5 protein-coding genes are annotated in these 13,664 nt (G+C 41.4%); 1 reads left to right on the forward strand and 4 read right to left on the reverse strand.

The annotated features are described in order from the left end of the window. Window positions 1-72: 72 nt before the first annotated feature. A complete protein-coding gene (locus ACX5J7_RS08985; protein ID WP_287150913.1) occupies window positions 73-2,178 on the forward strand; it encodes a tetratricopeptide repeat protein in 2,106 nt (701 codons plus the stop codon). A 208-nt stretch (window positions 2,179-2,386) separates the two neighbouring features. Here ACX5J7_RS08985 and ACX5J7_RS08990 read toward each other — a convergent pair whose 3' ends face one another. From ACX5J7_RS08990 to ACX5J7_RS09005, 4 genes are all read right to left on the reverse strand, one after another. Then, window positions 2,387-6,775 (reverse strand): VWA domain-containing protein, encoded by a 4,389-nt coding sequence (locus tag ACX5J7_RS08990; protein ID WP_498706895.1) that lies wholly within the window; start codon window positions 6,773-6,775, stop codon window positions 2,387-2,389. Between the two features lie 15 nt (window positions 6,776-6,790). Next, window positions 6,791-7,522, reverse strand: coding sequence for a DUF7948 domain-containing protein (locus ACX5J7_RS08995; protein ID WP_498706897.1), 732 nt, complete (start codon window positions 7,520-7,522; stop codon window positions 6,791-6,793). A gap of 94 nt (window positions 7,523-7,616) precedes the next feature. Beyond that, window positions 7,617-10,688 carry an FG-GAP repeat domain-containing protein gene (locus ACX5J7_RS09000; RefSeq protein ID WP_024017061.1) on the reverse strand — a complete coding sequence of 1,024 codons (3,072 nt, stop codon included), beginning with the start codon at window positions 10,686-10,688 and terminating at the stop codon, window positions 7,617-7,619. A gap of 201 nt (window positions 10,689-10,889) precedes the next feature. Beyond that, a complete protein-coding gene (locus ACX5J7_RS09005; protein ID WP_232362879.1) occupies window positions 10,890-13,646 on the reverse strand; it encodes a glycosyltransferase in 2,757 nt (918 codons plus the stop codon). Window positions 13,647-13,664 lie beyond the last annotated feature (18 nt).

Consider the following 13,664-nt stretch of genomic DNA (forward strand, 5'->3'; position numbering starts at 1 on the left):
AGTTAGCAGTACTTAACCGTAAATAAAGACATTTAAGAATTATTTGTAACGCCAAAGAAAAGGATTTGAAAAATGGCTACAAGAAAGCGGGTTAGAGGTGTTATCGCGTCACGAAATAAGCTTGAAGTAGCAATGCTCAATGCAGGTATTCGTTCTCAGTCTGAACTGGCCAAGCTTATTGCTGAAAAAGAAGGCATCAACTCCCCTCCTCGAGACCTAATTAATAGAACTTTTCGTCAAACAAGGGTTTCTCATCAAACTATTACTCGTATTGCCACTGTTTTGGATGTCCCCCCTCATTCGCTTTTTCTTACCCAGGATGAGTTGGCAGAAGAAGAGGAACTTAACCCAGTAACGGTAACCGAAAAGATTAATTGTGACGAAACATTAGAACCTCAAAGTAAAATCTTAGAAGAGGGCTTTGAGGCTTCTGAGGATAACGAACAAGATAGCTTCATAAATCGCGAACCTGCTTTAACTCCACGAGCAACCGCAGTCAAACCTCAAAGAAACGCCGGAACGCTACGACATAGTTACATTGTGGCTTTCTTTGTTATTTCTGTCGCTTTGGTTTCGCTAACCTTATTATGGAATACAGACGAAAATACTGTTGATTCAAACCCAACGGCTATACCTACCGTAAAATCATTGATGATTATAAAAGGTACTAGCGAGTTAGAAAAAGAGCTGGCTAGAAGCCTGACCCTAAAGTTAAAAAAAGATTTCACTATATCTTCCGTTTCTATTTCTGACATTGCAGCAAATGAATCGCCCTATTCGTTAACGGAAAACTATAACGTTGATGCAGTCATATCATTAGAGTTAGTTGAAAAAGGTATCTATAAAGCATTGTTGGGCTTCGCATACACCAATACAAGCAAGACTTTGCTCGCATCTCTAGTAGACAGTGAAACTGTTGCAACCGAGAAAACTATAGGTGAATCTTCTGCTAAACTAGAAAGCGCTTTAAAACAGTATTTAGCTTCACCTGAATACACTTATAAGGGGTTGAACGAGACCAACGCGAAAAATTATATTTCTAGCCAAGCATTGCTTCATAAAGGCCTAAACGAAGATAACGTTAACGCTGCCCTTGAAAAGACCCATTTAATTTTAGCGTCTGTGCCAACAAACCCAATGGCCCTAGCTCAACTTTGTAATTTGTATGCGCAGAAAATGTATTTAACGGCGGATAAAAACTACTTGTCTCACGCTAACAATGCTTGCAACCGAGCGAACGAACTAGCTGAAGGTAAACCGGAAGTATTATTTTCATTGGCCCAGAAAAGTCGTCGAGAAAATAACATTGATGAAGCCATCGCTTATTACTTGGATGTGTTGAAAGTAAGTCCTAATTATTATTCCGCCTACGTAGGTTTGACAGAGGGCTATTTAAAACAGTTTTTAATGACAAAAAGCTCTGAAGCCATGTCGTTAGCTAAAGGAAGCATCGTTAAAGCAGGTGAGTTAGCGCCTAACGATTGGATGATTCCCTTTATTGAAGCCCGCCTACATTATTACGAAGGCAACACTTCGCTTGCATTGAAAAAGTTTGAAGAGAGTAAAAAGATTGAGGTTACTCAAAACGTTTTAGCTAACTTGGGTAGTATCTATTTTTGCGATGGGAACATTGAGGCAGCCTTTCAAAACTATAAAGCAATGGAACACGAGTTTGGTGCCTCCAACATTTCAGATCACCTACTAGCAACCGCTAGCTTCTATATGCAGAAATACGACGACGCCATTGGGTACAATTTGAAAAGCCTTGATTCCATGGCTGATACAAATAGTAATGGCCTTTATCCTATTTGGATAAATTTGGGAGATTCATATTTGGCTAAAAGCATGAAACAAGAGGCAATGGAAGCTTACGAAAATGCAGTAAAAATTTCACAAAAATCTAGTCAAAACACAACGGTAAAAGTTGATCAGTTATATGCTTATCTGCACATTTCCAGAATTAACGATACGTTTGAAACAGAGTCAGTAAAAGCCGGAATTCGTGACGAGCTAATTAGCATTGAAAGCCAAATTTCTGACCCTGGCGCGAAGTTTCGTTCAATGGTCATCTGGGCCTATTTAGGGAACAAAGAGAAGGCGCGCAGTATTCAAAAAGTACTTACATCGCAGTGTAAAGGTCTGGCCAAATATCCAGGTGTCGAGAGCATCTTAATCTGATTAAATAAGAACCTATGTGACTACAAAAACGCAATAAACAAACTTATTTAAATTGCTTTTTACTGATTTACCAAGCTTAAGGCAAAGCACCTCAATATCTATAGTTACATTGTGTAAGTAAACGGCTATTTAACGAAGTAGACTTTGCGCTCAACTAAAGCGCAAGCCTACTGAAAAAAAAAGAGAGCAAACGCTCTCTTTTTTTAATTTACTTGGCCACTTGCCAGTTGTTGTCGGTTGGCCTTAAGACTCCGCGATCTTTTATAGTGGTACCGTCCATCAGATGGATGATATTTCTTGAAGTCACTTCATTTCTCCAGAGAAAATCGACTTTTCCATCGCCGTCATAGTCGCCAATGTTAGCAATTTGCCAGTTTAGGTCTGCAACTTCATTAATAAGAGTACTTGTACTTACTAAACCAGCATGCATAAAGTAAACCCAGTTACGGCCATCAACTTGGTTTCTCATAACAATGTCGTCAATACCATCTCCATTGAGGTCACCAGTACCTGCAATACTCCAATTTGTATTCACTGTATTAAGCGTATATTGATTAGCAATGACACCATTTTCCATTAACCAGACGTAGTTTACGCCTGTAGTACTGTGACGCCAAATAACATCATCGTCGCCATCACCGTCCAGATCACCGGTTGCAGCAATGTTATAATTTAGGTCAGTTACCCAAAGAGACGGCTGGCTAGTTCCGATATAACCGTTGTTCATCATGTAAAACCATGTATCACCTCGGTTTATATTCCGCCACAATACGTCACCCGTACCATCGCCGTTAAAGTCGCCACTACCTGCTAACTCCCACACTCCAGCAGTGACATAGTTTAAAGCGTAGCGTTCTTTAATACTTGCGCCGTCCATCAAGTAAATAAAGTTTTTGCCTGTATCACTATTTCGCCAAAATATATCTGATTTGCCATCACCGTCGTAGTCACCCTGACCAGCCATTGACCACGTGTATTCTTGCACGACGTTGATAGGAGTTGCTGAAGACAGCTGAGTACCATCCATAGCCCACAAAAAGTTCCAACCTTTCGCAAAGCTTCTCCATAGTAGATCGGACTTTCCGTCGCCATTTACATCGTTTATCGCTGCATAGCCAAGTGGAGTGGGATCGGCAAGGTCAACAATGCCGTCACCATCGTCATCGTCATCGGCGTTGTTACCAATACCATCGCCATCGGTATCAAGCCACTCTGCAGGGTTTTGAGGGAACGCATCAACCGTATCTAGCCAACCATCGTTGTCATCATCTGGATCGCTATTATTGCCTATGCCGTCGCCATCAGTATCTACCCATTCGAATCTGTCATTGGGGAAGGCGTCAATGCTATCAATAACGCCATCACCATCACTATCAGTGCCACTGCCATTGTCTACACCTGGGATATCTATGTTATCGATCCAAGCAGAATCTTGACCGTGAGAAACCGAACTATCCTTTGAGAAATCCCACTTGAAGGTGTGAGTGCCGTCACTAATTGGAAACACAACGGTTTCAATTGCACTTACACCAGACCACTGACCTTGCAGTACATTGTCTATGTAGAATTTTAAGAAGTCATAACCAGATTCTGAATCGACTTTCATGTCAAAGCTTAAATCACCAGCAGCAGTTTCAAGCGTTAACTCTGCTGTTGCGGATTGACCGTCGATTAGTGCATCTGGCACTTTTAAACTATATAAGCCGTCTATAGGATCTATGTCGCTTACTTCCCAATTTTCGTTACCTGTAAGAACAAAGGGGCTTAGCGATGCGTCACCAGACTCAAAATCTAGTGCACTAGTTGTTGGAGGAGCGCAGCTTAAAAAGCTACGTTGTGAACTTGCGATAGGTCTACCTTGAACGACAGTGTTAATAACCGCAGTATGTTGCATTTGGTCAGCAAAGATATCGGCAAACGTTATTAGGTACTGACTTTGTAAAACGTCAGACAAGGTTGCGTAGATGTTTGCCAACTCCGAATTATCTGGCGCGTAGTAGTAAATACCATAAGTTCTGTTTGCCAATTCTTGTAGTACGGTAGCATCTGCTTGACCTAAACCTATTGTAAATACAGGTATGTCGTACTGATTAGAATTAGCAATTACGGAATCGAGTGTTCCGCTACTGGCTGTATCGTCACCATCAGTCAGAACAATAATAGCTTTTCTGCCCGATGTATTAGCGATATCAGTTAAAGCTACATCAATCGCATCGTACATTGCTGTTGCACCGTAGTTATCGAAATGAGAATCGATAGCAGCAGAAAGCAAAGCAGTGTCTGTCGTTAAGGCTTGTACGACATTCGGCTGGTCAGAAAATTTAACAACCATACCCTCATCGGCATCCGACTTATTTTCAATGATAAGTTTAGCAGCCGTTTGCATACTAGTTATATCAGAAGACGACATAGAAGCACTGTAGTCCATCACCACCGCGAAAGTCGTTTTTGAATTGGCTGACTGTACTTGAGTGACGCTACTGATTGGAGAGGCGGTACCATCAAGGTATAAGTCGAAGCTATTTATACCCAATCCATCTAAAGGCACACCATTTTGATCGTAAACACTCACCACCGCTTCAAGTAGCGGGCATTGATATTCCACTATCTGGTTAATGCCTGTATTGTAATCGCGGCAACTATCATAAGTAGAAGACACTGAACCGAATTGAGTGTCCTTTGTAACGTCGACTTCAATGTTGTGATCTGAACCACCATTTGTTGGGTCTGTAAATGTGACTACATACTGACTTTGAATGCTTGTAACTATTGATTGATAGATGTCTTCCAACTCTGTCGACGTTGGAGAATAATAGCTCAGGCCACCAGTTCGTTGTGCTAGAGTGTTCATGGCATCTCTATCACCAGAACCAAGTGTTACTGTATAAACAACAATACCAAGACGATTTGCATAATCGACCACTTCGTCAATATTGAACGATGAGTTATTGTCAGAGCCATCAGACATTGCTACCACAACCTGCCTACCTGGTTGGCCAGATACATTCGATAAAGCCTGATATACGCTATCGTACAATGCAGTTGAACCACCCCTTCCAGCATAATCTTCAGGTATAGAACTTGTAACAAGAGCAAGATCATCAGTGAATGGCTGTATGACGTCTACGCTACTTGCAAATTTGATTATGCTAGCTTCGTCGCCAGGTTGCATGTAAGACACGAATTGTGTAGCTGCAGCTTCCATCGAGATGATATCAGTAGAATTCATTGAACCACTGTAATCTAGTGTGAAGGCGACATTTAAAACTGATGAACGTACGTCGGAAACTAAGTTTACGGTATTGACCTCCACCGGGTCACCGTTTATAAAAATATCAAAATCGTCAGCCGTAAGGCCTGATATGTTGTTTCTGTAGGAATCTAGTACCGTTACCGTCATTTCCATTTCAGGACATTGACCGGTTGTATTGATATTGGTAAGCAAAGGCACTAGTGATGCTGTAATCTGACCAGAAGCGTCGCCAGCTAAGCTCGTGTTTTTTACATTTCCGTATGCTTTAGGCCACGCGGACTCAGCGAGCGAGGTCGATGTTTCGAAAGCGATTAGCTCGTCATTATCGTTACCGACATAAAGTGTACCGTCTGAAACTAAGGTTGCAGACGCATCGAAATCATAGAAACCCGTTTCGTTCGAACTCCATAAAAAATCACCTGCATTGCTAAGAGCATAAAAAATATTGTCCCTGCTACCAAAGTAGATAGTTCCATCTGCTCCAACTACTGGGGTACTATAAACGTAACCACCTGTGGTGTAGACCCAATTGATACTGCCGGTTGGGGATAACGAGTAAACATTGTTGTCTGCCGAACCAAAGATAATATTTCCGGTGTTATCAATTGCTGCTGAACCTCTGATGTCATTGCCTGTTTCAAAAACCCACTTCTGCGTGCCGTCAGAGTTAAGCGCATACATTTTGTTGTCAGTTGAACCAATGTAAACGGTCCCTGTGGCGTCTATGCTCGGAGCACCGTAATTATATCCTTCTGTTTCAGCTTGCCACTTCAAAGAACCGTCCGGATTTAGCGCATAAATATCACGATATTCAGACACAACATATACTGTACCGTCTGTAGCTATCGCAGCACCTGAAGAGAAATCTCCGCTACCTTGGAAAACCCATTTCTGTGTACCATCTGGATTTATTGCGTAAAATTTATTATCGTCAGAACCCACATATATAGTTCCATCTGCGCCAAGCGCTGGCGTCGATGAAACATTAGCTCCTGTGGTAAACTTCCACTTCAACGAACCGTCAGCATTAATTGCATAAAGAGAGTTATCGGTTGACCCGACATATACTGTGCCATCTTGACCTATTACAGGCGAAGAGCTGTAATTTGTATAAGAATTATAGGTCCAAAGGTGTGAGCCGTTGATAGAATATGCCATTAGTCCATCATAGTAAGTACCAATGTAAATCGTGCCATCTTCAGCAACGGCTGGGACGGTTATAACATCGCCAGCATTTAAATCGACAGACCATTTAATATCTCCCGGCGCAGCATTTACGGCATTGGACAGCATTAAAACTGTTGCTAATAAGCTAATGCAGAAGTAACTGTAAAGTTTCCTCACCTCTATATCCTTATATTAATCAATAACTAGTGTTTTATCTGAACGGTAACTTGGTACATCTATGGACACGAGATTGCCATCGACTACATAGTTGCTTTGAAGCACTTGTCTTTGACCATCGTTTTCTTGCCACGCTCTGGGACGACTTACGTACTGAGTTGTACCGTTGCTCGCCGTAATAAGAAGATTTCCTTCAGTATCCATGGTAACTGTCGATGTTTCCGAAAAGCGCATTTCTATATCAGATATGTTACCTTCGGGTGTAACGTGGAAATCAAAGTCGACTTTTCCTCCATCAACATATTCAATAACATCAATACCAGAATAAACGTCTTTTGTTCTTTTAAAGCCGTAATTCAGTAGTGAAGTTGGTTGCTTATGGATATCGCCTGTGGTCACTATTTGAGCGTTTTTATTAGCATCTAGTAACTGTACTTTAATACGTGATTGGCTGTTCCCGTCACGGCTGGTAGATGAAAAAACATCAGTAGTCAGGAGTTCGTCCTGCTCCACCTGCTGTTCTTTCAGCCTCATTTTTTCAGGTTCAGAAACACTCTTTGATGTACTGCTAGGTGCTTGTGGCGAGTCACTGTTGCCGTATTCAATATCTAGTTCTTTTTCATCGTGTTTGATGAGAGTGTGGGTATTTTGAAGGGATAATTCTTCGTCGTTAATAGTGTTTAGGTACAGTACACCACTAGCAACGCTTATGACGACCATCCCTGATATAAATGAAATACGCTTCATTTACGGAGTTCCTTTCCTTAATTATTTTTTCAAAATAGCATAGAACTTATATAAAAAAAAGGCGGTTTTTGATCCGCCTTTTTAGTCAGTAAACCTACTTGGCTACTTTCCATGTATTATCTGTTGGTCGTAACACTCCGCGATCTTTTATTGCAGTTCCGTTCATTAAGTGGATAAGATTACGAGTTGTCGTTTCGTTTCGCCACATGAAATCTACTTTGCCATCGCCGTCATAATCCCCAATGTTGCCTATTTCCCAGTTTAAATCCGCAACTTGGTTAATAAGAGTACTGGTTTCAATTTGGCCATCTTTCATTAAATATGCCCAATTTCTACCGTCAACTTGATTGCGCAGAACTATATCATCGGTTCCATCACCATCCAGATCTCCCGCCCCCACAATAGACCAGTCTGTATTGATGATGTTAAGAGTATATCTGCTAGCTATAGCACCGTTTTCCATTATCCAAATATAATTGCGTCCAGTGCCATTGTGACGCCAAATGATGTCATCAGAACCGTCACCATTTACGTCGCCTGTCGCAGCCACTTTGAAATCTAAATCTGTGACCCATAAAGCCGGTCGACTTGTTTCAATAAGCCCGTCTTTCATCATGTAAAACCACGTATCTCCTCGTTCTACATTGCGCCACATTACGTCTCCAATTCCATCACCATTGAAGTCACCGTTACCGACTAACTCCCACCTACCAGCGGTTACTACATTTAGCGCATATCGACTCTTAATACTTGCTCCATCCATTAAATACATGAAGTTCATACCTGTCGCGCTATTTCTCCACAGAATATCCGACTTACCATCACCGTCGTAATCACCAAGACCATCCATTGTCCATGTATACTCCTGTACAACATTGATTGGGGTAGCAGCAGAAGTTTGAGTCCCATCCATTGTCCACAGAAAGTTCCAACCTTTGTTGAAACTACGCCATAGCAGGTCAGATTTACCATCTGCATTGAGATCATTCACTGGCGTGTAGGTTCTTATTTCTTGTGCTGACCAGTTAGCGGGATTAAAAGGAACGTCCCCATCGCGGTAATCACCTCCCAACTCCGGAATACCAGCCCACGCCCATGTTATACAGTCACCTTGTTGGTCAAAAGTAATACAGTCTAAAGAATTAAAATCTAGGTAAGGAGAAATCAAAAATCCGCCCTCTAGCCCAAAGGAACAATCGCCCCCATTATCTAAAAATGTAAACCCTTGTACACAGACCCAAAAATCTAATGTATTACCAGAAATACTCATCCTAGCGGCGTGCGAAGGATCAGCGGCTCTTATTGCTAAGCCACTAGTGATGTCGTACTCGATTCCTGATAAAGAGGCACTTACAACATTTGAGATGACAACCGTGTCGTTATCAGCAAGTAACATTCCCTCTATGATAGCGGTCAGTTCGTGACCTGCTGTACCTCGAGCATTGGCATCAAATGAGTATGAAAATGAAAAGAGCTGAGTTGAAGCATCCGTTCTTAGTGCGTCTGTAGGAAACTCGTCAGCTATGTCTGGAACTCTGTCTCCATCGCTGTCTGAATTTGTTGGGTCTGTTCCTAGCACGAACTCTTCAAGGTTTGTTAATCCATCGTTGTCGGCATCTTGATTAGCATCATTACTATCTAAGTGATTTAACCCGTAGCTTTCCTCGAAATAGTCTTCCATTCCATCGTTGTCATCATCGTTGTCATCAGAATCAGATATGCCATCACCGTCATTATCACCGTCAAACCCTCCAGCGATGTATTCATCTTTGTAGTGACTAAGATCTACTAGTTCCAAGTAATTAATACGAGGAGCAATGAATACACCACTTGTGCCACTAAAAACGTCTTCATATGTACTATACTCCAATACAAACGTTAAGCCATTATCGTTGGTCGTTAGGGGAATCCAATTTCTCTCTCGTATAGCATAACTAGAGTCGAAGTTTAACGAGACCTTCCCATCTAACACTGTCCATGTCCAACCTGAAGTTCCCATTAGGATCGTGTCATTGGTGCAGTGAACACCTCGATTGAAAGTACCGTCATTGCTGAAGGAGTAAGCATATAACATGTCGCAAATAGGCCAACCTTTGTCATTCGCCCAAGCGTCAATACGACCGTTAATATTAGCGTTATAAACAAAGGGAAAGTTTGAGACTAACCCAGTACCAAAATTTTTAGCCGAGCCATCAATCGCCACCAACTCACGAGCAAAGCGATACGTTTCCCCCTCAGCGCTTACTTCAACGAGAACAGTCCACACCGACTCATTAACCTTCTGGATGGGGGTGATGACAAACAGAACTCCATTCATATTAACCAAAATTTCGTTACTTTTGAGCTCAGTTGTGTATGCGTCTTCAAGAATTTGACTTATTGATGTTACAGGCGTGCTCGATAACTCGAAAATGTCATGCACAATCGAATTTACTTCATCACCGAAGTGGAAGTCGATTTCATCGACTACTGGAATAGCAGCACTCATACCCTCTAAGCTGTCAAACGTAAGTCCTCTATCTTCTATCCCAAACTCAAAACGTACTCCGTCATATACGTTTGTTGAAAACGCAGAAACTTCCGTTTCGCCTTGCCAGCCCCCCGCAATTCCGTTAACAACATTTTCAGGGATGTAAAGTATATCCTCTACTGTAACACTGGCGGTAACGTCTAAATAGCCATCAGATGCGGTGGCTATAGTATAAACAACATTGTCAGTCACACTTGTCCATTGTAAGGATGGTGTTTGAGTTATTAAACCTTGCTCGAACGCGGCAATGAGCTGATCAGCAACTTGATCTCCCCATCGCTCCCGGTATGTATCAGTATAAACATCGTGAGTTTGAAATGAGGTGCTTCCATGGGACTTGTCTAGATAAGTCTGAGTGAGCTGATTACCACTAGCAGAGAAAATAACATCGTAGGAAGGAACAATTTGAGTTTGTGTTTTATCTGAAAAACTCCATCCGCCAGAGCCTGACTTAACTAATATTCCTTCGACTATAATTCCGTATTCATCAAGCGAAGTTTTGTCAACAGAGAGAATTAGTGACTCATTGTCCAATAACTCTTGAAAAGTTTGGTAGGTTGATGCATTTAGGTGGGTAGAAAGTAAAGCTAGTGCTAGCAAAAAGCATCTAGTAAGAGCCATGCGTATGGTCTTCATAAGGCGTCCCTGTCAATATTTAAAATGTAAATAAGCCATCTTTCTCAATTACACTAGATCACGCTGCCTGATTTTTCAACAGCCAAAATTCATATATTTCTCATATACATTTCACTTCAAACGTTTTTTGCCCCCATAGATGATAGAAAAGCCACTTCGGTGAGTGGCTTTTTTAGGAACTGCTATTGGCTGTTACGAACCTTATTGTAGAGAAGTAAAAACACCAACTGATTCAAAAATTTTTCTCATTTTCTTAACCCCATTTAGGTAAGAAAAATTCTCCTTCGCCAGTATTTCACTATTTTCACTAAACTGTTTCCATAATTTTTCATCATCGTAAAGTTTTATAATAGCCTCAACCCACTCGTCCACGTCGTCGGCAATTAATGTATTAATTCCATTCGTTAGACCAGTACCTTCCGCAGCGATGGAAGTAAGGATTGTAGGTGTAGCAAACGCTAAAGCATCTAAAACCTTACCTTTAATACCCGCCCCTGATAGTAAAGGTGCTATAAAAATTTTGTGGTCGTGGTATACGCCATCCAATGTTTTTGCAAACCCTTTTACCTTTACATTTTCACTTTCAAAGTCCTTGAAATGTTCGGGCATTTTGCTGCCGTAAATGAAAAAGGTAATGTCAGGTCGTTGAGCTTTCAGCTTCGGCATCACCTCTTTAACCATATATTCAACGGCTTCCGTGTTCGGCTTATGGTTGTATCCACCAAGAAATGCAATGCCTTCTCTCTCGTGGAAGTGGGGTCCACTATCTTTTGGTTCGACTATCCAGGGGGTAATATGCATATTAGCTTCTTGCGCTATATGGCTCGAAATCACTGCCTGCTCTGTAGTATTGTAGGTAAGGATAGCGTCTACCTTCTGACAAACCTCTAACTCTTCATTTCTTGTTAATAGAGCCAAGTCCATTGCCTCCTCATCATTCTTAACCAAAGCTGCACGAATTTCTCTGAGGAAATGAAGGTCAGCATTATTAAATAGGATTGGTTTGCCTGATTCTTTTATTACGTCGACATACTTTTGTGCGACATCATAACGGGTGATATAAACAGCATCCATCTCACCTAAGCGGCGCTGAAGTACGTCGTCTAGTGAATAATAAAAAGGCACATACAAGACTTCTACGCCCATTTTTTGCAAAGCACTGGTGTATTTACCCATAGGTGCTAAATTCGCTGGCACAAAAGTCACCTTAAAACCCAACGCTAGCATCATTTTCATTTCTTGTAGTGCCGCATGACTGCCAGCATCCATGCCTTGCATAGGTGTGGCATAATCAATAACCATTACACGCTGTTCGATATTTCTATCCTTTTCTAGGTGCATGGTACTAAGAGATGGCTTAGAACCTTTTTTATAAGTGTTAAACCATTTTCTCCTAAATGTTGTTTCGTTTATTACTTGATAATGCTTCAAGCCTTTCGTTATATCTGTACCATGGGACTGGCCTTCGAAATGGATAACTTCAGAATGTGGTACATAGAGCACTTTATAACCCGCGTCTCGTACTTTAAATGAGAGGTCAGTATCTTCGTAATAACATGGTGCATATTCTTCACTGAACCTGCCGACTTTCTCCCAAACTGATTTTGTTACACACATTGCTGCACCAGTAACATAATCTACTTGACGCACATAGTTCCAAGCAGGGTCAAACGGATTTCCGTCGCGGCCTGCGTTCCAAGGTTCTCCTGTTGCCCATACTATTCCGCCCGCTTCTTGTAGTGTTCCGTCTAGATTTAGTAACTTAGAACCTGTAAGCCCCACTCGCTCATCTGATCTATGTTGCGCAACAAGCTCATCAAGCCAGTAACTTTTCACCTCGGTGTCATTGTTTAAGAAAACAATATAATCGCCTTTTGCGAGCTCAGATGCTTTATTGCAACTCTTGAGAAAACGTAAGTTTTCCTCGTTTCTAGATACGACAAGATTGCCTATCATTTCTTCAGCTTTTGCTGTCTCATCAGTAGAGCAATCATCGGCCAATATGACTTCGAAAGACGTTTTGTTGTATGCAAGAAGAACAGAAGCAATACAATGATAAGTAAGCTCGAACTTGTTATACGCTGGAATTATTATAGACACTACAGGACTTTCAGACTTCGGAAGAGAGAATGGTGGGTATACTTTTCTTCCTTGATAACCCTCAACCAGCACCGAATGAGCGATAGACAAATCTTCGATATCGACAACTCGATTTGTATCACTTAGATGAAGTGTTAGTGACTCATAGCGACCATCGGCACTTGGAGGTTTGGAAATGTAGTTTGCTTCTTTTCTACTATGATTTAAAAAGTCCCAAGGCGTAAGGATTGGGTCACCTTTTATTTCCAACTTCCCATAACTTGCAACTTCGCCTTGTACGCCAACGTTTATGACGTGATATGCATTATCAAGAAATTTCGCTGGCACCCAAATGTGTGATGAGTGCATTTTCTCTTTACTGCTAAACTCGTAGGTCGCAATTTTTTCTTTGCCTACACTAAAAGTAAGGATTTTGCTCTCATCGGCAATGCTATGGTTGTATATTGAAAACGAAAGCTTGTTGCCCAACAGATTTTCAATTACAACACTTGCGGAAGGCGCTATGCGTTCAATTTCAAAACGCGATTTTGCTATTGTTTTATTAGTTTGCTTGCACTTAATAATAATTGAGCGCCCTTCTTCCATGAGTAAGGTGTTAACTTCAAAAGAAAATGCATGATTCCCTTTGTTAATTCCACCAGATTCGAGGTCTTTGCGATAAAGGTCCGCTTCACCTTCACCTAACAATATACCTTGGTCATCGTATACAGCTAACTTGACTGGAGATTCGTCGCCTACTCTCGCAGCCCACCCCTCTATCACGCCACCTTCAAAACGGTCAATATGGCCTTTTAAGGTCGATTCTAAGTCCGACATATTTTCCTCAACTTCCTCTGAGCACAATCGAATACGATTCATTTTAATTTTATTCCAATA

The organism is Alteromonas infernus, assembly GCF_902705815.1.

Excerpts from the sequence above, each read along its gene's own strand:
- ACX5J7_RS09005 (WP_232362879.1), bottom strand. The coding sequence starts at position 13,646 with ATGAATCGTATTCGATTGTGCTCAGAGGAAGTTGAGGAAAATATGTCG.
- ACX5J7_RS08995 (WP_498706897.1), bottom strand. The coding sequence starts at position 7,522 with ATGAAGCGTATTTCATTTATATCAGGGATGGTCGTCATAAGCGTTGCT.
- ACX5J7_RS09000 (WP_024017061.1), bottom strand. The coding sequence starts at position 10,688 with ATGAAGACCATACGCATGGCTCTTACTAGATGCTTTTTGCTAGCACTA.
- ACX5J7_RS08985 (WP_287150913.1), top strand. The coding sequence starts at position 73 with ATGGCTACAAGAAAGCGGGTTAGAGGTGTTATCGCGTCACGAAATAAG.